Origin of the sequence: Pseudomonas graminis, from assembly GCF_004364335.1 — a bacterium.
In the GTDB taxonomy this organism is placed as follows: Bacteria; Pseudomonadota; Gammaproteobacteria; order Pseudomonadales; family Pseudomonadaceae; genus Aquipseudomonas; species Aquipseudomonas graminis_D.
Window position 1 is genome coordinate 81,571 of sequence record NZ_SOCR01000011.1, and the last position, 25,431, is coordinate 107,001.

Sequence of the window (25,431 nt, forward strand, 5' to 3'; positions counted from 1 at the left end):
CGGTTCCTCTCGCGAGCAACCGGGTTTTTTTTCGTTTCATTCAAGCCACTAAGGCGCTGCGTATGTGACCAACAGTTCCTTAGTTACCTGAAAATCCAGCGACATGGCCACGCTCAAGGCAGTGATCGTGAAGATGGAGAACACGAACAGCTTGCGTGCCCAAACAGTATCGTCTTTGGCTTTGTAGCCGGTCCAGGCCATGTACAACCAGTACATGCCCATCGCCGCCGCAACGGCCAGATAATTGAGCCCGGCGTAGCCGCCGAAGGTCAGCATCAAGGTCGCCAGCAGGAAAGCCAGGATGTAAATCAGGATGTGCCGCTTGGCGACCCGGATACCGCGCTTGACCGGCAGGACCGGAATCGAGGCAGCCCGATAGTCGTTGAAGCGGAAAATCGCGATGGCGTACGAGTGAGGCATCTGCCACAGGCTGAACATCACCAGTAGGGTCAACGCCGCAAGGTCGAAGGTATTGCTGACCGCGACGTAACCAATGACCGGCGGCATCGCGCCAGACAGGCTGCCCACCAACGTGCCATGAACCGATCTGCGCTTCAGGTACAGGCTGTAGAAGCCGACGTAGATCACGAAACCGATCACGGCAAACAGCGCCGCCAGTGCGTTGGCCTTGGTGTACAGCAGGCCAACGCCGACAACGCCCAGCACGGTGGCATAGATCAGTGCCAGCTTCACTGACACCAACCCTTGCACCAGCACCCGATTCTTGGTGCGCTCCATCTTCACATCGATATCGCGATCGATGCAGTTGTTGAACACGCAGCCAGAAGCCACCACCAGTGAAGTCCCGATTATGGCTGCCAGGAACAGGCCGATGTCGACATGTCCCTTGGAAGCCAGAAAAAAGCCACCTGCCACCGAAAGCACGTTACCGAAAATGATCCCCGGTTTGGTGATTTGGATAAAGTGCTTCAGTGACATCAGGTCTTCCTCACTTCGCCATCATGGCGGTGTGGATGCTGAACATGATCCAGGTGCTCAAGCCCACCAGCAGCACGATCACAAGGCCAGCGAAGGCAAACGCGATCACGTTATTGCGCTGCGCTGCCGAGCGGTCAAGGTGCAGGAAGTACACCAGGTGAACGATAACCTGCACGACTGCAAAGATCAGAACGACCCACAGTGTGGCCACTTTCGAGATCGTCGGGAACATCACCAGACCGAAAGGGATCGCGGTCAGGATGATCGACAGTACGAAACCGACCATGTACGACTTGAAGCTGCCGTGGCTGGCAGGCTCATGGCTGGCAGCGTCATGGGAGTGATGTGAATTCGCCATTTAAATGGTCCCCATCAGATAGACAACGGTGAACACACAGATCCAGACAACGTCCAGGAAGTGCCAGAACAGACTGAGCATGCTCAGGCGAGTCTGGTTGGTCCCGGTCAGACCGTGCTTGGAGACCTGGTACATCATGATCGCCATCCAGATCAGGCCGCTGGTCACGTGCAGACCGTGGGTGCCGACCAGCGTGAAGAACGCCGACAGGAAACCGCTGCGGTTAGGCCCGTAGCCTTCGGAGATCAGCAGGTGGAACTCGTTGATCTCCATGCCGATGAAGCCCAGGCCGAACAGGAAGGTCACGAACAACCAGCCCAGAACGCCCGACTTGTTGCCCTTGTGCATCGCCAGCATGGCGAAGCCGTAGGTGATCGAGCTGAGCAACAGGCAGGCGGTTTCGCCAAGCACGTAAGGCAGTTCGAAGATGTCGTGGCCCGCAGGACCACCCGCTACGTTGTTAACCAGTACCGCGTAAATGGCGAAGATCGACGCAAACAGAATGCAGTCGGTCATCAGGTAGATCCAGAAACCGTAGATCTTCATCTCGCCGGCGTCATGGTGACCATGGTCGTGCTCGTGGTCATGACCGTGGTCGTGACCCTTCGCACCATCAAATACTAAGTTCGACATTGTTTATGCCTGCTCCAGCTTGTTGACAGGAGTGTTTGTCTGACCGTTGCGGACGCGCGCCAGGATCGCGTGCTGTTCGCCTTCGATGCGTGCCACTTCGGATGCAGGAACCATGTAGCCCTGGTCGTCACGTGCGGCGTGAATCACGAAGTACACGATGGTGCCGATCAAGCTGACGGCAGCCAGCCAGAAAATGTGCCAGATCATCGCGAAACCGAACACGGTCAGCAGGCCGCCCATGATCATGCCCGTTGCCGTGTTGTTCGGCATGTGGATGTCGGAGTACTTGGCCGGAACCTTGTACGCCTCGCCATCACGCTTGGCGGCATACCACGGGTCGATCTCGTTGGCTTTCGGCATTTCTGCAAAGTTGTAGAACGGAGGTGGCGACGAGGTGGACCATTCCAGGGTGTGGCCATTCCATGGGTCACCGGTCAGATCGCGGTTCTGCTCGCGGTCACGGATACTCACGAAGATCTGGATCAACTGACAGGCGATACCGATAGCGATCAGCAAAGCACCGACGAACGCGACGTGCAGGTACGGCGTCCAGTCCGGGTTATCAGTGGTGTTCAAACGACGGGTCATGCCCATGAAGCCCAGTGCGTACAGCGGCATGAAAGCGACGTAGAAGCCCGAGATCCAGAACCAGAACGCTGCCTTGCCCCACTTCTCGTTCAGCTTGAAGCCGAACGCTTTAGGGAACCAGAACGCGAAGCCGGCGATGTAACCGAACACGGCACCACCGATGATCACGTTATGGAAGTGCGCGATCACGAACAGGCTGTTGTGCAGAACGAAGTCAGCACCCGGGATAGCCAGCAGTACGCCGGTCATACCACCGATGGAGAAAGTCACCATGAAGCCCAGGGTCCACATGACTGGCGCAGTGAAGCGCAGACGGCCCTGGTAAATCGTGAACAGCCAGTTGAATAGCTTCACACCCGTCGGGATGGAGATCAGCATCGTCGCCAGACCGAAGAAGGCGTTGACGCTTGCACCCGAACCCATGGTGAAGAAGTGGTGCAGCCAGACCATGAAGCCCAGGATCGAGATCGCGCCGGAGGCATAGATCATCGAGTGGTGGCCGAACAGGCGCTTGCCAGTGAACGTCGAGATGACTTCGGAGAAGACCCCGAACGCCGGCAGAATCAGGATGTAAACCTCAGGGTGACCCCATGCCCAGAACAGGTTCACGTACATCATCGGGTTACCACCCAACTCGTTCGTGAAGATGTGGAAGTCCAGGTAACGGTCGAGGGTCAGGAACGCCAGGGTGCCGGTCAGGATCGGGAACGAAGCCACGATCAGGACGTTGGCCCAGGTGCAGGTCCAAGTGAAGATCGGCATGTCCATCAGTTTCATGCCAGGCGTACGCATCTTCAGAACGGTGACCAGGAAGTTGACCCCGGTTAGCGTTGTCCCGAGTCCTGACAGCTGAAGCGCCCAGATGTAGTAGTCCACACCCACGCCCGGGCTATAGCCCAGTTCGGACAGCGGCGGATAGGCAACCCAGCCAGTACGTGCGAACTCGCCGACGCCCAGAGACACGTTGACCAGAATCACGCCGGAAATCAGGAGATAGAGGCTCAAGGAGTTCAGGAACGGGAAGGCAACGTCGCGAGCACCGATCTGCAGAGGCACGACGATGTTCATCAGGCCGGTGAAGAAAGGCATCGCCATGAAGATGATCATGATCACACCGTGAGCGGTGAAGATCTGGTCATAGTGTTCAGGCGGCAGATATCCAGGAGAGCCTTCAGTGGCCATGGCCAGCTGCGAGCGCATCAGCACGGCATCGGCAAAGCCACGCAGCAGCATGACCATTGCAATGATGATGTACATGACACCGATTTTCTTGTGGTCGACGGACGTCAGCCACTCGGTGTAGAGGTAAGTCCACTTCTTGAAGTACGTGATCAGGCCCAACAACGCCGCACCACCGATCGCGATCATGGCGACCGTGATCATGACTATCGGCTCGTGGAACGGAATCGCGTCCAGACTTAATTTACCAAACATTGTTTACTCCTCTGCCTGAGCAGCTGAATTCTTACCCATGTCCATCCCTTCCGTACCTGCTACTTCTTTCTTCTCATGGACAATCTTGCCCGGCTTCATACCTTCATACTTGTCGATGATGATCTGGAACAGGTTCGGAGTGACCGAGGAGTAGAGTTCAACGGGGTTACGTTCGCTAGGCTTGGCCAGCGCGGCGTATTCGGCCGTTGCCAGTTGTTTTGGTGAATTCTTGACGTCGGCAACCCAAGCGTCGAAATCAGCCTGTGAGGTGGCAGTCGCCTTGAATTTCATGCCAGTGAAACCTGCGCCGCTGTAGTTGGCAGAGATACCATCGAACTCGCCGTTTTCATTGGCGATCAGGTGCAGCTTGGTTTGCATGCCGGCCATCGCGTAGATCTGGCCGCCCAGTGCAGGGATGAAGAACGAGTTCATGACCGAATCGGAAGTGATGCGGAAGTTGATCGGCGTATTGGCCGGGAACACGATCTTGTTGACGGTGGCGATGCCCTGTTCCGGATAGATGAACAGCCATTTCCAGTCCAGCGCGACCACTTCAATAGTCAGTGGCTTGACGTCCGACTCGAGCGGGCGGTAAGGGTCCAGCGCGTGGGTCGACTTGTAGGTCACATAGCCGAGCACGATGATGATGGCCAATGGAACCAGCCAGACCACCAGTTCAATGCGGGTCGAATGCGCCCAGTCAGGCGTGTACGTCGCGCTCTTGTTCGTAGCGCGATACTTCCAGGCGAAGATGATGGTCATGAAAATGACCGGCACCACCACCAGCAGCATCAGCAAGGTAGCAGTGATGATCAGGTCACGCTCTTGAACGCCGACATGGCCTTTTGGATCCAGCAGGGTGTAATCGCACCCGCTGAGCAGGAGCATGCTGAAAAGGGCCAAGAAGCCAAAAAACCTGGGGTACCTTTTTTTACTCATCTCACGACCTCTAAAAGCAGCTTTCGCATCGCAGTTGGGTTTCGACCGCCAACACTTCACCCTGCCAGGTGCTGGCAAATGCTTGGATTGAAAAGGGGCCTGTCAGGAAGCATGTGGGCCTCACAACAAATCCGGGTTGAGCTTCGGTTTCTTATTCGAATGGTGGAACCCGCTAATGCGGACCCTATCCCTTGGCGCAGACATTCAGAACGTGACTCAGGAGGCCATTCGAACCGCGTCTACTAGAGCGAAAAGACGCTCAATAACCTCGATTTACACCGTCCCGCAAATGAGGGGGGGCGTGAATTGGGGGCGATTGTAGATACGTAAAGTTTTATTGACTATAAGTTTCTGCGCAACAGTTAATTTCGGAATCGGTAAAAATGCGGTGTTATGTCGCACCTTGAAACGGCGCAAAGCCCCGGTTCCGTTGAAGCATCACAGGGGCTTTGTTACGCAACACTTTGTAATCAGCGCGCTTTCATCCGGTTACGAATAATGCCCACCGGAACCAGCACCGCAGTCAGCACAAACGCGACCAGTGCCCACTGCGCCAGAGACAAACCGAGAACTGGCGGATATGGCGTCTCGCAGAAACCACCTACCTGAAAGCCTAGCGGAAATAGCGACGCCAGGGGCAGACCGTCGACAATCGGCTGGAGCACGTCGATGCCGCAACTCTCGGTCGGATGGGTCTGGATATACACATGACGTCCCGCCGCAACGAGCCCGCCCAGTGCGCTCAACATCACCAGCCCTTCGCAGATAGTCAGGCTCAGGCGGCCTGGCATCGCTGCGCCAACGAACGCAAACACCGCGATGAACAACAGCGCATACCGCTGCAGAATGCACAACGGGCAAGGCGCTTCTCCCAGCACCACCTGCATGTACAAGGCACCGCCGATCAACGCCAGGCAGATAATTCCCAGCACTACCAGAAACTGCTTCTCACGCCGCAAGTACAACATCGCTTCAGTCATTCACATGCCCTTTGAATTGGAGTCATCCGGATCGACGGATGTGGAGTGTTGCGGCCCGGACGCCCCGCAAAGGCGGCGATTCTATCACCGTCATGACACCCCGTTCATGCAGGGCGATTCGCCACAGAACGCCGACGCCTCTCAGTCCACCGCCACAACCGGCGCAATGGTGGACAGACCCGCATTACCCGAGCGTTAACATTCCAATTCAAACGCTATCGTGACCCCTTCTGTTGCCTGCCTATATATAGAAACGTGCGGCTTTTTGTCGCAGGGGCGGATCGCCGCACAGACCCTTTCTATATATATGTAGGGTGCGTCTAATTGTCGCAGCGATTATTCCAGCGCTGAGGCAGGACCGAAGAACTCGTAGCGCGCCTGCGCATCGGGCACACCGGCCGCCTTCAATTGACGCTTGATCGCTACCATGAAGCCTTTCGGACCCAGGAAGTAGGCGTCGACATCGCGACTCTCAGGCAACCACTGCTCCAGCCGCGTCTGATCCAGCACACCGGTCGCATGGGCCGCCGGGCTGACGCCGTCATCTTCCGAGTAGCAATAGAAACGTTTGAGCTGAGGATGCTGACTGGCCAGGCCTTCGATCCAGTCGCGAAAGGCGTGAACCGAGCCGTTGCGCGCACAGTGGATGAAATAGATCGGCCGCTGGGTCGGCAACGCCGCTTCAAGCATGGTCAGGGTGGGCGTGATGCCGACGCCACCGCTGATGAGCACCAGCGGTTTGTCGCTCTCGGTCAGGATGAACTCTCCAGCCGGCGGGTAGAGATTGATGCTGTCACCGACCTGCAGTTGATCGTGCAGATAGTTGGAGGCGGCTCCGCCGGGCTCGCGCTTGACGCTGATGCGGTAATGATTGTTGCCGGCCAGCGCCGACAGCGAGTAATTGCGGCGGATCTCTTCGCCGTTCACGTGCAACTGCATGCCGATGTACTGGCCGGCGGTGAATGGCAGGATCGGCTGGCCGTCTGCCGGCGCGAAGTAGAACGAGGTGATTTCCGCGCTCTCCGGCGTCTTGGCGACCACCTTGAATTCACGCTCTCCACGCCAGCCACCCACCGCCTGGGCTTTCTCTTGGTAGATGGCTTCTTCAGCGCCCATCAGAATGTTCGCCAGTTGCCCGTAGGCGTTGCCCCACGCGGTGATCACTTCTGGCGTCGCTATCTCGCGCCCAAGCACCGTGCTGATGGACTCCAGCAGGCACTCGCCGACGAGCGGATAGTGCTCGGGAAGGATCTGCAGAGCCACGTGCTTGTTGATGATCTTGGCGACCAGATCGCCCAGTTGGTCCAGCTGATCGATGTGCCGCGCGTACATCAACACCCCGTTCGCCAGTGCGCGAGGCTGATCACCACTGGCCTGGTGAGCCTTGTTGAAGAGGGGTTGCACCTGCGGGTATCGGTCGAGCAGCAGTTTGTAGAAATAGGTGATCAGCGCCTCCCCGCCGCTTTCCAGCAGTGGCACTGTCGATTTAACGATGGCACGATCCGATGCAGACAACATAGAGAACTCCTGAGAAGCGATGAGCAAGCGTCACCTCGGTAGTTCAGGAATCGTGCCAGCCGTTCGAAGGCCTGAACCCAAGGGATGGGGGAGAAAGCGTCAATATGACCCCATCGCATGGAAGGTCAAAATGACACTTGTGCAGTCAATTTGACTGGGGTATTGACCGGCCAGCGCAACGGGAAAAACCGAAAGGGTTAAAGCCTGCCTTCCACAGGTCGATAAACCGTCATCGAAAGCTGTTGGCCGAAACCACGCGGCCAGGCAACGCATCACAGAAGGTTTATATGTCCAAGAACGTCCGCGCAGATTCACTCTCGCTTCTGCTGTTCACGTTACGCAGCGGAAAGCTGATGGCGATCAACCTGCTCAAGGTCAGTGAGATCATCCCCTGCCCTCCCCTCACGCGTTTGCCGGAATCCCACCCGCACGTGAAGGGCGTCGCCACGTTGCGCGGCAACCCGCTGTCGGTCATTGACCTGAGCCGTGCCATTGGCGAGCGTCCCTTGGTGGACCCGGATGGCGGCTGCCTGATCGTCACCGATGTCAGCCGCTCCAAGCAGGGCCTGCATGTGCAGGCCGTCAGCAAGATCGTTCACTGCCTGACCACCGATATTCGTCCGCCGCCCTTTGGCTCCGGCAACAAGTCGTTCATCACCGGCGTGACGCAGGTGGACGGGACGCTGGTTCAGGTGCTGGACATCGAGAAGGTCATCCACGGCATCGCCCCGCCGCGGATCGTCGCCGAACGCGCCGAGCTGAGTGCCGAAGACGCCGCAGTGCTGGCCAAGGCGCGCATTCTGGTGGTCGATGACAGTCAGGTGGCGCTTCAGCAATCGGTGATCACCCTGCGCAATCTGGGGATCGAATGCCACACCGCCCGCAGTGCGCGGGAAGCCATCGATCAGTTGCTTGACCTGCAAGGCACCGCACAGCAGATCAACGTGGTGGTGTCCGACATCGAGATGTCGGAGATGGACGGCTACGCGCTCACCCGAACGCTTCGGGAAACACCGGATTTCCAGGAGCTGTACGTGTTGCTGCACACTTCACTGGACAGCGCGATGAATGCCGAGAAAGCCAGTGCTGCCGGCGCCAACGCTGTTCTGACCAAGTTCTCCTCGCCCGAGCTGACCCGATGCTTGATCGAAGCCGCCCGTACAGTCGAAGCTCAGGGAATCTGAGACCCGCCGCAGGCGACGCCTCTACCGCGCATTACTGGCTAATGCGCCGCGACCTCGCCCCGGCCTTTGATGATCCGGACTGGCCCGGTGCCGTGCGTCACGTTGCACTCACCGCGCAGAACGCCTCGGCTGTCCACCAATTGCTGGTGCTGGGTCGCGAGCATGGCGGCGGTCGTGTCGCAGACTACGCCACTTGGCTGCACGCCTTCGAGACGGATCCCGAGTTCGATCAGGCGCTGTGTTTCGTTCTGGAAGATGCTCAGGGTGTGGTGGCCGTTGCGCAATGCTGGACCAGCGCGTTCATTCGCAATCTGGTCGTTCACCCGCGCGCGCACCGTCAAGGCGTGGGCTTGGCGTTGCTGAGTCAGGCTTTCGCGGCCTTCCGTCAGCGAGGCGAAGGCCACGTCGATCTCAAGGTGATGGAAAGCAATCAGGGCGCACGCCGGCTGTATGAGCGCGCCGGTATGCAATATATTCAGCGCCACGAACTCGAACCGCGCTGAATCTGCGTCGAGACGCGTCACTCCCTCACGCTATGGAGAGCCCTACCCATGAAGCTGTACACCGCACTGTTGCTCGTCCTGACCGCCTGCGCTGCTGGCCAGGCCAATGCCTCCAGCCCTGATGCCTGGGCCGCCTTCAACAAAACCCTGGTCGACAGTTGTGTCAGCGCCAGCTCCCTGAAAAACGCCAAACCTGCCGGCGCCGATGCGGCTTTCGATGACAGCGTCGGCTTCAACGCGCTGTTGATCAAAGGCCAGTACAAACAAGCGTTCATGAAAAACAAGACCGGCACCGAGCTGTGCCTCTACGACCGCAAGAACAAGAAAGCGCTGATTACCGAATGGGATAACGTCACCACGTTGCCGAAGAAGTAAGGCGACTTGAGCTCGGACCGTTCGCGACTTGGGGCAATCGGGCGGGATAAATCCCACAGCAACGGGCGCTTCCGGCTCCCCCCTTCCGTCTGGAGCTTGCCCGCATGAAGCGCGTCGCGATCGTGCTGTTCCCCAACGTGCAGTCCCTGGACGTGGCCGGCCCACTCGACGTTTTCGCCGAAGCCAATCGTTTCCTCCCCGAGGATGATGGCTACGACATCATCACCCTTGGCGCTGCGCCCTACCCGATCATCGCATCCAACGGCATGCCATTGGGTGCGCAGTATTCACTGGCAGATGCGCCGAAGACGTTCGACATCCTGTTAATTCCCGGCGGCCCTTCGCTGCCGGACGGGGCCGAAATGCCCGCCATCACCCACTGGTTGCGGGACGCCGTGCCCCACGCGCAACGCTACGGCTCGGTCTGCACCGGAGCATTCATCCTCGGGCACGCCGGTTTGCTGGATGGCAAGCAAGTGGCTACCCATTGGAGCCACGCTCGGCAACTCGCCGATCAGTTCCCCCACGCCAGGGTCGAGCCCGATCGCATCTATGTTCGCGACGGTGCGCTCATGACATCGGCCGGGGTCACGGCGGGCATCGACATGGCGCTGGCATTGGTGGCGGAGGACCACGGCCCGGCGATTTCACTGGCGGTGGCCAAGCGTCTGCTGGTGGTGGCGCAGCGTCAGGGCGGGCAGTCGCAATTCAGCCCTTACCTTGCGGCGTCGGCCGATGACGATTCGCCCGTGGCCAAAGTGCAGCGCTACGTGATGGAGCACATTGGCGAGCCGTTTTCAGTGGAGCGACTGGCCGATGTGGTGGCGATGAGTCCGCGCTCTTTCGCCCGGGTGTTTGCCCGGGAGGCCAAGGTCACGCCTGCGGAGTTCGTGCAGCGCGCGCGCATCGACGCCGCCCGCCACTTGCTGGAAGGCAGCGAAATGGTGATCAAGGCGGTGGCGTACCACTGCGGATTTGGCAGCGCCGCGCGGATGCGGCTGATCTTCAGTCAGCGTCTGGGGGTGACGCCGACTCAGTACCGTGACAGTTTTCGCAAAGAGGCATGAGCACGGCGGGGGTCGGATAACCCTGCAGTGCGCGCCCGCGAAGGTGTGATCAGCGCTTGCCCATCGAACGACGCGTGCCTGATGGCGCAACGCCCGGACGCTTGTCATGGTTCGATTTGCCAGAGCCTTTGTAGTGCTGCTGATCCTTCTTCGCCTGCAACAGCTCACCCGGTTTGAACGGGAAGCTGAACGCCGGAATCGCAGGTTTTGTATCCGTCGCCGCAGCGCTGGCGTCGACCGAAGCGTGCGATTCACGAGCATCAGGAGCGGGCGTGTGTTCAGGGGTGGTCATGAAAGCTCCGGAATGGCAGACGGTCGAGAAACGGGCGGCGCCCGAGGGCCGCGCAGCATACCTGAATCGCTGGCGGATCGCTTCTGCCAACAGACCGACTGCGCGCGCCTATTTGTAGAACAGATCCACCATCACTTCCGCCGAAAACGGGCCGGCGGTCGGCGTGCTGGTTTGCCACAGCAATTCGGCGTTGAAGTCCGCCGTCTCGGAGTAATTGCCCTCCAGCAGATCGGTCAGGTGGAAGGGTTCGTGGAACGGCACGGGCGAGCCGTCGCGGGCATGGGTGATGCGAACGCCGATGCTGTCGTTGTTGACCGGCACCAGTACGTCGCCCTTGAGTATTCCGGACACCGGCGTGATGCGCGCATTGAGGCTGAACGGTGATTCGCAGGTGCGGCTGGTCGCCAGGGCAAAGCGCTGAAAGGTGGCGACTTCTCCCACTCTTACGTTGCGGATAGCCACGTCGCCAAAATCAACGGTCTCGGGCATGACCCGCAATTCAGCGTCACAGGCGACGAAGCGCAGACCTTCAAGGTTGTTGATGACGTAGCTGAACGTGCGGTCAGGACCCGGGCTTTGCCCGCTGCTGCCGTCGAGCTGGAACATCCGATAGTCATGCAGACCGCTCGCGACGCCGGAGGGCGGGGTCGGCCCGTACTTCTGGATGAACACTGAAAACGGCAGGCTGAACGTAACGCTCGGACAGGCCGAGCTTGCGTCTGTGCAGGCCGGAGCTTGCTGCCGCGTGGGAATGCGCCCGCTGGTTTGCACGAAATCAATGCCACCCAACGTGAGTCCGGCGCGAATCCCCTGTCCGATCTGCAGGTTGTCAGGGTTCAGGTCAATGAATACATCCTCGGGGCCGCCCGGTTCGTCCCTCGCACATTCAACGGCAAGGTTCAGTCGCTCCGAGCGCCAGACCGCGCTGCCATCGGGCAGATTCGCCGGGATGGCGACGGTGCTGCTGAGGTCCGCGCGGACCACCGACTCGCCGGCGCCCTGGGTTTTGCAGGTCAGCGCCAGTGCGCAGCCAGGCATCAACAGCATCAGCAGCGGTGTCGTCAGCAACGTCAGCCACCCTCGGATGATGGGTCTTTTCATGTCAGCATTTCCCTATGAGTGAGTGTGAATCCGGCATGCGCAGCGGCACATTGAACGGCTGTCCTCCCTGAACCGGCGCACAGTAATCGCGCTGTCCGCCGTAATCAGTCATGGCCTTGAAGCTCAGGATTTCAGGCTCCGAACCCTTCGTGCCGAGGACAGGCAGGGTCAGTGATGCGTCCGAAAGAGGCGCCAGCAACCGCTGGTCTGCGACCTCGACTCCATTGATGCGCAGGTCTTGCAGCGAAACGTGATACGGCGTCGGGTTGCGCACGGAAAGCCTGGCGCCAGGTGATGGAGCGCCCTGCCAGATCAGCGTTTGCGCCGCGTCCGCCGGATCGCCGGTCAGCCCCGCTGGCCGATAGAACACGTTGATGCGCTGGCGGATGGCGATGCTCAACTGCTGAGCCGCCGTGCTGCGCCGGGGGATTTCCAGCACATACAGATGCAGCATCGACTCCCGGTCCCGAGGCATGCCGACGCCTTCATAGAGCAGCCGCAAGGTCTGCTTGCCCTTGGCCGGCAGGCGCACCAGGTGCGGGGTCAACGCAAACGGAAGATCAGCGGCGCGCGTATCGCCAGATTGATCGTCCTCTCGGGGCGCATCCAGCCAGGCCTGTATCAGGGTCTCGGCATCGCTGCGGTTGCTGACCTCGATGGTCGCCTCGTTGTAGCGACCGTCGAAGATCAACCGCGTGCCTGACAGCGACACCGCGCCATGCGCCATGCCGCTGATCACGGTCAACAAAACCCCTGACAGATAAGCGTATTTCATTGGCACTGCACCTTCAGCCGATCGTAGCTACGGTGGGCTTCTTTGGGCGGCAACGCGAACGCGGCTCGGCACTGCTGATCGGTCCATTTGACGATGAGCTCGCCGCTGTCCCGCTCGCTCAGCACCAGCGCTCGCCCGCCCGGGGTCGACGGTTGCCAGTGGCTTGCCCTGCTCGTCTTCCACCGCTGCACCCATGGGCACGCGGCTGCCATCGGCTCGCACCAGTTCGAATTGCACACGCCGACCGATTGCCGTGCGAAAGCTGACCAAGGGCGCCGCGCCGCGCCGGGGCACGACTTGATCCACGGCATTTTCCAGTTCGATATCGGCACCCAACTGACGGGTGTCGAGGTTGACCCAGTTGGTTCGATACGGCTGGACATAGGGCAGGATGGCGTAGCCGTTGTCGGCGGTTTCGACGTTACTGAAGTTGGTGAGCCGTGCACCGCTGACGCCTTTTACCTGCACCAGCGCGAAGGTCTCGCCCAGGGGCTGACCGAAGTTCACCCCGCCCGCATGGGCGACCACCGACCCCGAAGCGCCCATGCTCAGGGCCTGATAATCCCTGCCCTGCCCGTAGCCCGCATCGAAACGCCCGTAGGCCGTGTTGGTGCTGAGCTTGCCGAAACCTGACGACCCCGACTCACTGTCATGCCCCGCCTGTACCGAGTAGAAGCTGTTGCGGTCGTCGAATATCTGGCCATTGAGGCCCGACTGCACGCTGGAGGCGCCGGAGCTGTCGCGAACGGCATTTCCGAACACCCGCGACGAACCGGAATCACTCCCCAGCGGCAGGCTCAAAGTCAGCGCGATGCGGTTGTCCGATTGATTATCTCCGCTGCGCTCGAAGGTCTGGTTGCGCTCGAGCGAGACGCTGTAGCTGAGGCTGCGCCAAGCGGAGTTCCACGACAGAAAAAGCTGGCGCGTCTTGCTGCCCCGATCCCAGTAACGTTGCTCGGATCCGGTAAAGCTGAGCGACGCAGACTGCTCCGGCAGCGACTGCGTCAGGCTGATTTCGAGGCGATCTTTGGCGCGCCCGCGGGCTGATCCGTCACGGGCTTGCAACGCGTCTACATGGTCATCGAACGTCAGGTACTGGTTCGTTGAATAGCGGTAGCCGGCCACGGCAAGGGTGGTTTGGGTCAGGTCCAGCGTGTTGGCGTAGCGCACGCGCAGGCTCTGGCCACGGTAGCGTTGCTCACGCTGGCGGCTGAGGGACTGAGTCACGTCCAGTGACACCGCGCCCAGCCCGGTATTGACTCCCGCGCCGATGTTGCCGGCCTGGTAATCCTCGGCGATTTGTACGCCGCCCGCTGCCGTCACCTGCTCGGTCAGGCCGTAGAGCAGCGTGCCGGACGTAAAGCCGGGAGAAAGACCGTCTTCTATGTTGCTGTCGTATTGGCCTGCGGCAAGGCTGTACCGCAACGCGCCTTTCGGCACCATGATGGGCAGCGACGCATAGGCCTGGACGAATACGCGCTTGCTGCCGTCGGCTTCGACGACCGTCACTTCCAGGTCGCCGTTCGACCCGCTGGGGTAGATGTCGGTGATTTCGAACGGGCCTGGCGAGACGTTGCCGCTGTACAGCATGAAGCCGTTCTGACGCACCTCCACCAAGGCGTTGGTGTCGGCGATGCCACGAACGACCGGCGCGAAAATCCGCTCGCTGTCGGGCAGCATGCCCTCGTCGGACATCACCATGGCGCCGAGGAATCGAACGCTGTCGAAGACTTGCGAGTCGGTGAAGGTTTCGCCCAGGGTCAACTGGCCTTTCAATGCCGTGAGGTCGCGCTGCATGAACGTCCGGTTGCTGCGAAAGCGGTACGGCTGGTCATTGCCATAGGTCAGCGACGACTCGTTGCGCAGTCGCCAGGCACCGAGGTTCACGCCGTTGCGCAGGCTCAGGTAATACTGGTCCTGCGCCTGGGATTGGCCCTGGCCGCTGCGGGTACGGCGCGCGCCGCTGAAGTTGTAATTGACGAAACCGACCGTCTCGCCCGCGTCCCATAACTCCGGCGGCACGTAGCCGCGAGCGCTGCGGGACATCATGGCCTGAGGAATGCTGATGTTCAGGCGCAGGCTCGCCGGCTGATAGTCGACGCGGGCGAATTCGACCCGCGCCGGCAGATCGAAACATTCCGTCGGCGAAGCGCCGCCGGCTTGCACAGCCTCGGGGTTCATGCCGAACTGGCGAAGCATGTCCAGCGTGAGGCAGGCCTCGACAGTGCCTTTTGCAGGGTTGGCGACGAAATTGATGTCACGCCGCCCGCTCAGGACACGATTGACGTAGACATCCACCCGGTAGCTACCCGGGACAACGCTGTTGCCGTGCAAAAACGTCGCGAGATCGGCGGGCTGATCGGTGCCCTGGATGAACGAGGTATTGAATTTCACATCGGTCGCGGCACGGGGTTGATCAGTCATTGCCGTGGCGGACGAGGCCAGTGCCAGTCCTGCCGATGCCAGGATAATCCTCACCAACGGGCTGATCCGGAACGGCATGTATGCCAGATGTCTGCGGTCGATGCGGGAAGAGCATGCTGCGGTCCGTGCATATCCCTGGGTGTGATCTCGGGGTTCCATTGGCTGGTTTCACTCGTGTTCTCGATTCCGACGCACTGGCAAATCATGTTTGGCAGGCGCAAGGCGCTGGAGCCGCATGACTGCGACCGAAGAAAGACCTGGGTAAAATCCGATCCGCGACTGAGTGGCTACTCGGTCCGGGTGATAACGTTGGCAGCCTTGATGGCTTGAGTCGTCTCGCCACCGGAAACCTTTGCGGTGTAAGGCTCCTGCGCGCCGAAATCGTTGATGCTGATGAACCGGAGGTCTATCGCGTGACCGCCGGCCAGTTGCTTGAGTGGCAATTGAACGGACTGCCTGGGTGCAAGCATCCGGCTGTCCGCAGTGAGCAGTGTCTTGCCCTGCTGCCGGGCCTCGATCTGGATCATCGACACGTGATACGGCGTCGGATTGCTAACCTCCAACTGGCCGTCGCGTACTCGCCATTGCAGGCTCTTGGCAGCGTCGAGGGGATCGCCATCCAACGCAGCGGGGCGGTAAAACAGCTTGATGCGCTGGCGAATCGCGATCTGCAGCTGGTTGTCCTTCGCCGATTGCGGGATCTCCTGGACGTTGAGCCAGAACACCGACTCGCGGTCGGCGGGCAGACCTTCGCCGGCATAGATCACCCGAATCATTTGCCGGGCACCGCCTGCCATTCGCGCGAGTGGCGGAGTGACGACGAAGGGCAGATTCTCGGTGTCGCCCTGCGCTTCGAGCCATGACTGGGCGAGGATGTCGGCCGTGCCGCTGTTGTTCACAACCAAACTGACCTCCTTGTCCTGGGCCTGATAAATGACACGCGTGGTGTTGAGCACGATACCCGCCTGCGCCGGGGCAGCCAGAAGCAGACCCAGCCAGAGGGCTGAGCCGCGAATGAAATCAGGAAACATGGTGAGACCGTCTTGGGCTGTGAGGTGGACAAGCCAGGAAGGCGAGCGAGCCATTGCCCGCTCGCCCGCTACATCACAGGTAATCCATCACGAACGGCAGGAAGCCGTCGGCATTACCCGGGTTGGTCGGCGCGCCGTTGAGGACATAAACGGCGCCGAAGTTGATCTCGGCGGTCGCGCCATCGGCGCCGTCCTTGACCAGCGGCGTGTCGATGGTTTCGTTGCCGCTCAGGTCCATCAACTGGTTGGACGCATTGAGCAGGCCGATGCCCACGCCGTCTGCCGCGCCGGTGGCTCGCAGCAGTTTCTGATCGAGGTTATCCAGACCGCTGCCCTGACGGGCGACGAAGCGCATGTTCACGGTGTTGTATTGAGCGGCGCCGCCGGTGCAATTGACCAACAGCTGGATGGGCGAAGCGGTTTCGAGCTTGTTGTCGGCGAAGCGACCGATGTCGGAAAACGAGACGTTGCCCAGGTCTACGTTGATCTCGCCGGGGTTGTTGCCAGGGGTTGCGCCCGCTCCGGCGCCGATGTCACACGTGATGTTGGTCAGGGTGCCGGTGAAAACAAGTTTGCCGTTGTTCGCAGCATTCGCGGTCCCGGAAATGCCAAGCCCCATTGCGGCCACGATAGCCAGGGTAAGAGAAAGCTTTTTCATATAACGACGTTCCTTGTGTCGATTCGTGTGTGCCCAAAAGGACGAGACGAACTATAAGCAGCGTCTGCAATGCCGGCTGTCAGGCGTTCTACTTCCTGTGGACTGAAAAGACAGTGGCGCGCGTCAGATCTTTCGGTAGGAGATGACGCTTTTATGTCACAGGGCCCGTAGGCTGGGGCCTGTAGCTTCAAGCCCTCACCAAAGCCGGGGCGAACCTTTGCGCGCACACCGAAAAGAGTCGATTGAGGTATGGCAGGTGCAGCCCGGCGACCCGCGAAAAAAAACCCGACTCGATTGAGTCGGGTTCGTCAGCAGATGTTTCGGGTAAGGGAGAAAGCGCTTATTGGTAAGTCAGCGTGACGATGCCCGCGTGAACATTCGGCTCGGCTGAGGACAGCTCGGCGTAACTGGCCTGCAAGGGCAAAGCACGTTGGCCGCAGGCGTCGTCACCGCGACTCAAGCCCACGCTGACATGAGCGCCCGCTCGCAAGGTTTTAAACGGGGAGGTTGTCGACGGAGCACTAAAAGCCTGCGCGTCGCATGCCGCATTGACGACGCTGCCGTGAAACATTAATACGCTTTGGGCAGCCCAGGCGGCAGGCCCCGTCATGGCACACGCACCAACGACCGCGATCGAGAAAAACAGCGAAACAGCCTTTTGGCTTTTCATCGCACTACTCCGGAGTAGGAACCGGGTGACTCAGGTCATCTCAGGCCCTGTGAACAAGCATTCAGAACTCACGAAGTTTATGTAGGAATTTTCCCCGTCACAGTCGAACTCGTTCATCAAAACTCGTGCCCTCTATTTGGGTATCGCCCTGCGGCGTTCTTTCTTTACCCACGTTCATCCTCTGCCGTTATTCACCTGACAATATTGACAGGCAGCAGTCATTTTGCTGACCGGGTCAAAGGGTTATAAAGAACGCTTGGTTACCCGCCCCTCATTCACTGGTTGGCCCTGTCCCTGTATGCAGAAGAAGAACAACGTTGTGATGCTCGCGACCCTGTTGGTCGTAGTTGTGGTGATAGGCGCCTGGGCAGTGACCCGCCCTGCGGCGAAAAAGGTCAGCGCGCCGGTTGCCGTGCCGGTGCGCGTGATCAACGTGACGCAGGAAGACGTGCCGCGTTATGTCACCGGGATCGGCTCGGTGTTGTCGCTGCAAAGCGTGGTGATCCGTCCTCAGGTGGACGGCATTCTGACCAGGGTGCTGGTGAAGGAAGGGCAGCAGGTCAAGGCGGGTGATCTGCTGGCAACCATCGATGATCGTTCGATCCGCGCCGCCCTCGACCAAGCCAAAGCGCTGTTGACCCAGAGCCAGGCGCAGCTGAACGTGGCCACTGTGGACCTCAAGCGTTACAAGCTGCTGACCGAGGACAACAGCATTTCCAGGCAACAATACGATCAGCAGCAAGCGCTGGTCGATCAACTCAAGGCCACGGCGCTGGGCAATCAGGCGTCGATCAATGCCTCGCAGGTACAGCTTTCCTACACGCAAATACGCTCGCCGGTGACGGGTCGGGTCGGCATCCGCAACGTCGATGAAGGCAACTTCCTGCGCGTCAGCGATGCGGCCGGGCTGTTCTCGGTCACGCAGATCGACCCGGTGTCGGTGGAGTTTTCCCTGCCGCAGCAGATGCTGCCCACGCTCCATGACCTGATTGCCTCCAGCACGCCCGCGCCGGTGGACGCCTACCTCGGCGAAGGCGCAACCGGCACGCTGCTGGGTCAGGGCAAGTTGCTGTTGATCGACAATCAGGTGGCGGCCAGCACGGGCACCATCCGCGCCAAAGCGATATTCGACAATGCGGCAGAGAAGCTGTGGCCGGGGCAGCTGGTGACCGTGCGGATTCAGACCGCCATCGATCGCAATGCCTTGAAGGTTCCGCCGCAGGTAGTGCAGCGCGGTATCGACCAGCATTACGTGTATCGGGTCAAGGGCGACACTGCCGAGGTGGTGCCGGTCAACGTGCTGTATCAGGACAGCGATCTGATGCTGATCAGCGGGGTGGAGGCCAATGATGTACTGGTCAGCGACGGGCAATCGCGTCTGAAAAACGGTGCGCACATCGAGGTGGTCAAGGGTGATCCTGTGGACACCCTGGCCGATTCCACCGGGGCGACGAAATGAACAGCCGCGGTTCTATCTCGGCATGGTGCGTCAACCACCCGGTCGCCACGGTTTTGCTGACCTTCGCGCTGGTGCTGCTGGGCTGCATCGCCTTCCCTCGCCTGCCGGTGGCGCCGCTGCCGGAAGCCGAATTTCCGACGATTCAGGTGGCGGCCCAGTTGCCCGGTGCCAGCCCGGAAACCATGGCGTCCTCGGTAGCGACGCCCCTTGAAGTGCAGTTCAGCGCCATTCCCGGCATGACCCAGATGACGTCGAGCAGCGCCCTGGGCTCTACCAACCTGACGCTGCAATTCACGCTGAACAAAAGCATCGACACGGCCGCGCAGGAAGTGCAGGCGGCCATCAACACGGCAGCCGGGCGCTTGCCGGCGGATTTGCCGACGCTGCCGACCTGGCGCAAGGTCAACCCCGCGGACAGCCCGGTGCTGATCCTCAGTGTCAGCTCGAACCTGCTGCCCGGCACGGAACTCAGCGACGTCACCGAATCCCTGCTGGCGCGTCAGTTGAGTCAGATCGACGGCGTCGGACAGGTCAACATCACCGGCCAGCAACGTCCGGCGATTCGTGTCCAGGCCGCACCTGAAAAACTTGCGTCCATCGGGCTGACCCTCGCCGACCTGCGGGAATCCCTGCAGCAGACCAGCCTCAACCTGGCCAAGGGCGCGCTCTACGGCAAAGACAGCATTTCCACCCTCGCCTCCAACGACCAACTGTTTCAGGCGAAGGACTACGAACAACTGATTGTTTCCTACAAAAACGGCGCGCCGGTTCATCTGCGCGATGTGGCGAAAGTCATCAACGGTTCAGAAAACGCCTACGTGCGGGCCTGGTCCGGGGATCAGCAGGGGGTGAACATCGTGGTGTTCCGCCAGCCCGGCGCGAACATCGTCGAGACGGTCGATCGCGTGCTCGGCCAGTTGCCCAAGTTGCAGGAAATGCTCCCGGCGTCGGTGGACGTCTCGGTGCTCAGCGACCGCACCAAAACCATTCGTGCGTCGCTGCATGAAGTGGAAATGACGCTGCTGATCGCCATCGCCCTGGTGATCGCGGTCATGGCGCTGTTCCTGCGCCAGCTCTCTGCGACGCTGATCGTGACTGCCGTGCTGGGCGTGTCCCTGGTCGCCAGTTTCGCGCTGATGTACGTGCTCGGCTTCAGCCTGAATAACCTGACATTGGTGGCGATCGTGGTGGCGGTGGGGTTTGTCGTCGACGATGCGATTGTCGTGGTGGAGAACATCCACCGGCACCTGGAAGCCGGCGACAGCATGCGCGAGGCGGCTATCAAAGGGTCCAGCGAAATCGGCTTTACCGTGGTGTCGATCAGCTTCTCGCTGATTGCCGCGTTCATTCCGCTGCTGTTCATGGGCGGCGTGGTGGGCAGGCTGTTCAAGGAGTTCGCGCTGACCGCGACGTCGACCATCCTGATTTCGGTGGTGGTCTCGCTGACGCTGGCGCCAACCCTAGCAGCGCTGTTCATGCGCGCGCCGAAGCACGACCCCCACGCCAAACCCGGCTTCGGTGAGCGACTGCTCGCGCGGTATGCCCGCGGTGTGCGCTTCGCCCTCGCCCACCAGCGATTGATGCTGGGGATTTTCGGCCTGACCCTGGTGCTGGCGGTGGCCGGCTATGTGCTGATCCCCAAAGGTTTCTTCCCGGTTCAGGACACCGGGATGGTCCTGGGCACGAGCGAAGCGGCGGCGGATATTTCATTTCCGGACATGATCGAGAAACACAAACAGCTGGCGAAAATCATCGCCGCGGACCCTGCGGTCAAGGCGTTCTCACACTCCGTCGGCGTCAGCGGCAGCAACCAGACGATCGCCAACGGCCGGGTGTGGATCGCCCTCAAGGACCGCGAAGACCGGGATGTCACGGCCAGTCAGTTCATCGACCGGATCCGCCCGAAACTGGCGCAGATCCCTGGCATCGTCCTGTATCTGCGGGCCGGGCAGGACATCAACCTGAGTTCCGGTCCGAGCCGCGCGCAGTATCAATACGTGCTCAAGAGCAACGATGGCGCGCTGCTGAATGTCTGGACGCAGAAGCTGACCGACAAACTGAAGACCATGCCGGCCTTTCGCGATCTTTCCAATGACTTGCAACTGGGCGGCAGCGTGACCCACCTGGATATCGACCGCAGCGCCGCCGCGCGCTTCGGCCTAACCACGGCGGACGTCGATCAGGCGCTGTACGACGCCTTTGGTCAGCGGCAGATCAACGAATACCAGACCGACATCAACCAATACAAAGTCATTCTGGAACTGGAGCCGCAGCAGCGCGGCAAGGCCGAAAGCCTGAACTACTTCTACCTGCGCTCGCCGCTGACCAATGAAATGGTGCCGTTGTCGGCTCTAGCCAAAGTCGGTGCACCGAAAATGGGCCCGTTGTCGATCAGCCATGACGGGATGTTCCCGGCCGCCAACCTGTCGTTCAACCTTTCGGCCGGTGTGGCGCTGGGGGATGCGGTGGTGCTGCTCGATCAGGCGAAGAACGAAATCGGCATGCCGGCCTCAATCATCGGCAACTTTCAGGGCGCGGCCCAGGCGTTCCAGAGCTCGCTGGCGAACCAGCCGTGGCTGATCCTCGCCGCGCTGGTGGCGGTGTACATCATCCTGGGTGTGCTTTATGAAAGCTTCGTCCATCCGCTGACGATCATTTCAACCCTGCCTTCCGCCGGTATCGGTGCGCTGTTGCTGCTGTGGCTGATGGGTCAAGACTTTTCGATCATGGGTCTGATCGGGATCGTGTTGCTGATCGGCATCGTCAAGAAGAACGGCATTCTGCTGGTGGACTTCGCCCTGGACGCTCAGCGCAATCGCGGGATGTCCCCGCGCGACGCCATTTATGAAGCGTGTCTGACGCGTTTCCGGCCCATCATCATGACCACCCTGGCCGCATTGCTCGGCGCGCTGCCCTTGATGCTCGGTTATGGTGTCGGCGCTGAACTGCGTCAGCCATTGGGCATTGCCGTTGTCGGAGGATTGCTGGTGAGCCAGGCGCTGACGCTGTTCACCACGCCCGTGATCTATCTGCAGCTTGAGCGACTGTTCCATCGTAAGCGTCCGGCGCCTACATCGACAGCACCAGGCTCCACAGCATCCGGTAAGCCGGCAGCTGCGGAGTTGGTCGCTGAAAAGTAAGCACCCGAAACCAAGCACCTAATAAGCAAGCAGCGAAAAAAGTGAGCGTGGACCGATGCGTGTCCTGATTATCGAAGACGAAGAGAAAACCGCCGATTACCTGCACCGGGGTCTGACCGAGCAGGGTTACACCACCGACGTCGCGCGCGAAGGCATCGAAGGCCTGCACATGGCGCTGGAAAGCGAATACGCGGTGATCATTCTCGACGTCATGCTGCCCGGCCTTGATGGCTATGGCGTGCTGCGGGCCCTGCGCGCGCGCAAGCAGACGCCGGTGATCATGCTGACCGCCCGAGAGAACGTCGACGATCGCATTCGCGGCCTGCGCGAGGGCGCAGACGATTACCTGGGCAAGCCGTTCTCATTCTTGGAACTGGTCGCGCGCCTGCAAGCCCTGACCCGGCGCAGTGGCGGCCACGAGCCGGTGCAGATCAGCGTCGGCGATTTGTGGATCGACCTGATCAGCCGCAAGGCCACCCGGGCAGGCGTGCGTCTGGACCTCACGGCGAAGGAGTTTTCGCTGCTCAGCGTGCTGGCACGGCGACAGGGCGAAATCCTGTCGAAGACGTCGATTGCCGAGATGGTGTGGGACGTGAATTTCGACAGCGATGCCAACGTCGTCGAAGTCGCGATCAAACGCCTGCGCGCCAAGCTAGACGGGCCGTTCGAGCAAAAACTGCTGCACACCATTCGCGGCATGGGTTACGTGCTGGAGAGCCGTCGTGTCGACTAATTCCATCGCCCTGCGCCTGAGCGGCATGTTCGCCCTCGTGGCGCTGCTGGTGTTTCTGTTGATCGGCTGGGCGCTTTACCTGCAAGTGGACAAAGGCTTGGGGCTGCTGCCGGAAGCCGAAGTCGACGCCCGTTACAGCGTGCTCGAATCGGCGGTCCAGCGTTACGGAACGCCTGAGCACTGGGCCAAGATCAACGCCAAACTCAAGCTGCTCAGCGAGGAAGACAAACGCCTGCGCTTCTGGGTGGTCAGCGACAACCCGACGTATGAATTCGGCAACCCCGACGCCGAGATCCGCGCCTTCGCCAAAGGGCCGCTGGGCATGCGCGACTTGAACCTGAGCGGCCATGCTTACCCGTTCAAGGTGCTGGTCAGTCAGTTCCCGGCGAAAGATCAACGTCCGCCGCTGCGTTTTTTGACAGCAGTGGACACCGAGACCTTCTGGCAGACCCAACATTCCCTGCTCATCGCGCTGATCAGCCTGGCCGCCGTTGGCATCCTGCTCGCTTCAGCGCTGGGTTACTGGGTGGCGCGGATCGGTCTGAAACCGCTGACGGAGTTGTCGCTGGAGGCGCGCAAGCTGACGCCGCCGCGATTGAGCGGGCGCCTGAAATTGTCGCAGCTGCCGCCGGAACTGGATCAGTTCGTGACCTCGTTCAATTCGACGCTGGACCGGGTCGAGCAGGCCTACTCGCGGCTGGAATCCTTTAACGCAGACGTCGCCCACGAGTTGCGCTCTCCCCTGACCAACCTCATCGGTCAGACCCAGGTGGCGCTGACCCGGGGACGATCGGCCGAGCATTACTTCGAAGTGCTGCAATCCAATCTCGAAGAACTCGAACGGCTGCGCTCGATCATCAATGACATGCTGTTTCTCGCCAGTGCCGACCAGGGCAGCAAAGCCACGCAGCTGACCCAGGCCTCACTCGCTCAGGAAGTGGCGAAGACCCTGGACTATCTGGATTTCATTCTGGAAGACGCACAGGTGCAGGTTGAGGTGCGTGGTGATGCCTGCGCGCCCATCGAAACCGCGCACTTGCGCCGGGCGCTGATCAACCTGCTGCACAACGCGGTTCAGCACACCTCGCCGGGGCAGTTGATTCAGGTGGATATTCGCAATGAGGGCGATCACGTCAGCATCGGCGTGACCAATCCCGGCGCGCCGATCGCCGGGGAGCATCTACCCAAGTTATTCGAGCGCTTCTACCGCGTCGATGCCTCGCGCAGCAACAGCGGCGCCAATCACGGGCTGGGCCTGGCGATCGTCAAAGCCATCGCCCTGATGCACGGAGGCACCGTGTTCGTGCGCAGCGAGCAGGGGATGAATACGTTCGGGATCAATTTGCCGAGTTGAGGTGGGCGCTTGTCACTCCACCATGATCGTTCCCACGCGAAGCGTGAGGAACGATCACAGCGCACGATAGCGAGGCCGCATGGATCACACCTACCAACTAAGCCCTGTGCTTTTTCAACTCGCGCCTCAAGCGCGTGTTGTCCACCGCAAGCGACACAACCATTAACGTGCTTAATAGCTCAAAACCGTTCAGACCAACGTAGTGCCAGAACACCCACGCAGCAAAGGCGACAATCACAGCGACTGCCAGCAGCAAGATTGAGTCTTTCACACTACATGCCCCAACAATCCATAATCGGCTTGATCGTTCCCACGCGGAGCGTGAGGAACGATCCTCGTGGCGATCAACCCTTCTTCACAAACTCCGACTTCAACTTCATTGCGCCGATGCCGTCGATTTTGCAGTCAATGTCGTGATCACCGTCCACCAGGCGAATGTTTTTGACCTTGGTGCCGACCTTGACCACCAGCGACGAGCCTTTGACTTTCAGGTCTTTGATGACCGTGACGGTGTCGCCGTCCTGCAGGGTATTGCCCACTGCGTCCTTGATGACCTTGGTGTCATCGCCCGCTTCGGCGCTGGCGCCGTCAGCCGACCATTCGTGGGCGCATTCCGGGCACACGAGCTGGCTGCCATCTTCGTAGGTGTACTCGGAACTGCATTTTGGGCACGGCGGTAAGCTCACGGCGAATCTCGCATCAGATAAATAGGCGCAGGATTATAAGGGTTTTTAGCCGATTGCGGAGCGGACGCCCGAAAGAGCTGGAAACATTGCCTGCTGCGGTAGTCTCAATTGCAAGCACGGCGAGATGCCGTGGTCAGGGCGAGGAGTCAGCCATGAACGATCCATTTGACCTGCAGCGGTTTGTCGAGGCGCAAGCGTCGACACACGAACGCGCACTGGCGGAACTGAAATCCGGGCGCAAACAGTCGCACTGGATGTGGTTCGTGTTCCCGCAACTCGCGGGTTTGGGCCACAGCGACATGGCCCGGCGGTACGGCATCAGTGGGCGTGAAGAGGCGATTGCCTATTTGCAGCATCCGATATTGGGCGAACGGTTGGCGAGCTGTTGCGAGGCGTTGCTTGAATGGAAAGACCGCAGCGCCATGCAGATCATGGGCTCGCCGGATGACATGAAGCTGCGGTCGAGCATGACCCTGTTTGCATTGGTCGCGCCGGACCCGCCGGCTTTTCAGAAGGTGCTTGAGGCGTTTTTTGACGGCAAGCTGGATGCCGTGACACTGTCGAAGCTAGGGTGAGAAATATTCAGCGAG

At 60.2% G+C, this 25,431-nt stretch carries 23 protein-coding genes and 1 pseudogene; 9 read left to right on the top strand and 15 right to left on the bottom strand.

Features of this window, described 5'->3' with window-relative positions:
* Positions 1-48 precede the first annotated feature (48 nt).
* The 7 genes from cyoE to hmpA form a co-directional block, all read right to left on the bottom strand.
* Positions 49-939 carry a heme o synthase gene (gene cyoE, locus EC919_RS20750; RefSeq protein ID WP_133776220.1) on the bottom strand — a complete coding sequence of 297 codons (891 nt, stop codon included), beginning with the start codon at positions 937-939 and terminating at the stop codon, positions 49-51.
* Positions 940-949: 10 nt separating this feature from the next.
* Positions 950-1,297, bottom strand: a complete 348-nt coding sequence (gene cyoD, locus EC919_RS20755; RefSeq protein ID WP_108120862.1) for a cytochrome o ubiquinol oxidase subunit IV — start codon at positions 1,295-1,297, stop codon at positions 950-952.
* Complete coding sequence (locus EC919_RS20760; RefSeq protein WP_074886388.1) at positions 1,298-1,930, bottom strand: cytochrome o ubiquinol oxidase subunit III; 633 nt, start codon at positions 1,928-1,930, stop codon at positions 1,298-1,300.
* Positions 1,931-1,933: 3 nt separating this feature from the next.
* Entirely contained in the window at positions 1,934-3,952 is a 2,019-nt protein-coding gene (cyoB, locus tag EC919_RS20765; protein WP_133776221.1) for a cytochrome o ubiquinol oxidase subunit I, read from the bottom strand.
* A gap of 3 nt (positions 3,953-3,955) precedes the next feature.
* Positions 3,956-4,891, bottom strand: coding sequence for a ubiquinol oxidase subunit II (gene cyoA, locus EC919_RS20770; protein ID WP_133776222.1), 936 nt, complete (start codon positions 4,889-4,891; stop codon positions 3,956-3,958).
* A gap of 470 nt (positions 4,892-5,361) precedes the next feature.
* Positions 5,362-5,871, bottom strand: a complete 510-nt coding sequence (locus EC919_RS20775) for a disulfide bond formation protein B (protein WP_133776223.1) — start codon at positions 5,869-5,871, stop codon at positions 5,362-5,364.
* Between the two features lie 336 nt (positions 5,872-6,207).
* A complete protein-coding gene (gene hmpA, locus EC919_RS20780; RefSeq protein ID WP_133776224.1) occupies positions 6,208-7,389 on the bottom strand; it encodes an NO-inducible flavohemoprotein in 1,182 nt (393 codons plus the stop codon).
* Positions 7,390-7,676: 287 nt separating this feature from the next.
* On the opposite strand from hmpA, the gene EC919_RS20785 reads away from it, so the two are divergent.
* The 4 genes from EC919_RS20785 (at position 7,677) to EC919_RS20800 (ending at position 10,518) form a co-directional block, all read left to right on the top strand.
* Entirely contained in the window at positions 7,677-8,573 is an 897-nt protein-coding gene (locus EC919_RS20785) for a chemotaxis protein CheV (RefSeq protein ID WP_133776225.1), read from the top strand.
* Positions 8,574-8,614: 41 nt separating this feature from the next.
* A complete protein-coding gene (locus EC919_RS20790) occupies positions 8,615-9,076 on the top strand; it encodes a GNAT family N-acetyltransferase (RefSeq protein ID WP_133776226.1) in 462 nt (153 codons plus the stop codon).
* 48 nt (positions 9,077-9,124) lie between these two features.
* A complete protein-coding gene (locus tag EC919_RS20795) occupies positions 9,125-9,451 on the top strand; it encodes a hypothetical protein (RefSeq protein WP_133776227.1) in 327 nt (108 codons plus the stop codon).
* A 104-nt stretch (positions 9,452-9,555) separates the two neighbouring features.
* Positions 9,556-10,518 carry a GlxA family transcriptional regulator gene (locus EC919_RS20800; RefSeq protein WP_133776228.1) on the top strand — a complete coding sequence of 321 codons (963 nt, stop codon included), beginning with the start codon at positions 9,556-9,558 and terminating at the stop codon, positions 10,516-10,518.
* Positions 10,519-10,567: 49 nt separating this feature from the next.
* Here EC919_RS20800 and EC919_RS20805 read toward each other — a convergent pair whose 3' ends face one another.
* From EC919_RS20805 to EC919_RS20835, 7 genes and pseudogenes are all read right to left on the bottom strand, one after another.
* Entirely contained in the window at positions 10,568-10,810 is a 243-nt protein-coding gene (locus tag EC919_RS20805; protein WP_133776229.1) for a hypothetical protein, read from the bottom strand.
* A 108-nt stretch (positions 10,811-10,918) separates the two neighbouring features.
* On the bottom strand, positions 10,919-11,911 hold the full coding sequence (locus EC919_RS20810; RefSeq protein ID WP_133776230.1) for a fimbrial protein: 993 nt from the start codon (positions 11,909-11,911) through the stop codon (positions 10,919-10,921).
* A 1-nt stretch (position 11,912) separates the two neighbouring features.
* On the bottom strand, positions 11,913-12,686 hold the full coding sequence (locus EC919_RS20815; protein WP_133776231.1) for a fimbrial biogenesis chaperone: 774 nt from the start codon (positions 12,684-12,686) through the stop codon (positions 11,913-11,915).
* A pseudogene (locus EC919_RS20820) lies at positions 12,683-15,188 on the bottom strand (fimbria/pilus outer membrane usher protein). The gene EC919_RS20815 and the pseudogene EC919_RS20820 overlap by 4 nt, the downstream one beginning before the upstream one ends.
* Positions 15,189-15,397: 209 nt before the next feature.
* Positions 15,398-16,141, bottom strand: coding sequence for a fimbrial biogenesis chaperone (locus EC919_RS20825; protein WP_133776232.1), 744 nt, complete (start codon positions 16,139-16,141; stop codon positions 15,398-15,400).
* Between the two features lie 73 nt (positions 16,142-16,214).
* Positions 16,215-16,799, bottom strand: coding sequence for a fimbrial protein (locus tag EC919_RS20830; RefSeq protein WP_133776233.1), 585 nt, complete (start codon positions 16,797-16,799; stop codon positions 16,215-16,217).
* A 340-nt stretch (positions 16,800-17,139) separates the two neighbouring features.
* On the bottom strand, positions 17,140-17,469 hold the full coding sequence (locus EC919_RS20835) for a hypothetical protein (protein ID WP_133776234.1): 330 nt from the start codon (positions 17,467-17,469) through the stop codon (positions 17,140-17,142).
* Between the two features lie 298 nt (positions 17,470-17,767).
* Here EC919_RS20835 and EC919_RS20840 point away from each other — a divergent pair, with 298 nt between their 5' ends.
* The 4 genes from EC919_RS20840 to EC919_RS20855 are packed head-to-tail and all read left to right on the top strand — an operon-like array spanning position 17,768 to position 24,155.
* The gene (locus EC919_RS20840; RefSeq protein WP_133776235.1) at positions 17,768-18,928 is read left to right on the top strand and encodes an efflux RND transporter periplasmic adaptor subunit; all 1,161 of its coding nucleotides are present in this window, start codon (positions 17,768-17,770) and stop codon (positions 18,926-18,928) included.
* Positions 18,925-22,068, top strand: a complete 3,144-nt coding sequence (locus tag EC919_RS20845) for a multidrug efflux RND transporter permease subunit (protein ID WP_133776236.1) — start codon at positions 18,925-18,927, stop codon at positions 22,066-22,068. The genes EC919_RS20840 and EC919_RS20845 overlap by 4 nt, the downstream gene beginning before the upstream one ends.
* 55 nt (positions 22,069-22,123) lie before the next feature.
* Positions 22,124-22,801: a heavy metal response regulator transcription factor gene (locus EC919_RS20850; protein ID WP_133776237.1), complete on the top strand. Its 678-nt coding sequence runs from the start codon at positions 22,124-22,126 to the stop codon at positions 22,799-22,801.
* The gene (locus EC919_RS20855; RefSeq protein WP_133776238.1) at positions 22,791-24,155 is read left to right on the top strand and encodes a heavy metal sensor histidine kinase; all 1,365 of its coding nucleotides are present in this window, start codon (positions 22,791-22,793) and stop codon (positions 24,153-24,155) included. Before EC919_RS20850 ends, EC919_RS20855 begins: the two co-directional genes overlap by 11 nt.
* A gap of 344 nt (positions 24,156-24,499) precedes the next feature.
* On the opposite strand, the gene EC919_RS20860 is transcribed toward EC919_RS20855, so the two are convergent.
* A complete protein-coding gene (locus EC919_RS20860) occupies positions 24,500-24,841 on the bottom strand; it encodes a zinc ribbon domain-containing protein YjdM (protein WP_065990097.1) in 342 nt (113 codons plus the stop codon).
* Between the two features lie 152 nt (positions 24,842-24,993).
* On the opposite strand from EC919_RS20860, the gene EC919_RS20865 reads away from it, so the two are divergent.
* Positions 24,994-25,416, top strand: coding sequence for a DUF1810 domain-containing protein (locus EC919_RS20865; protein ID WP_133776239.1), 423 nt, complete (start codon positions 24,994-24,996; stop codon positions 25,414-25,416).
* Positions 25,417-25,431 lie beyond the last annotated feature (15 nt).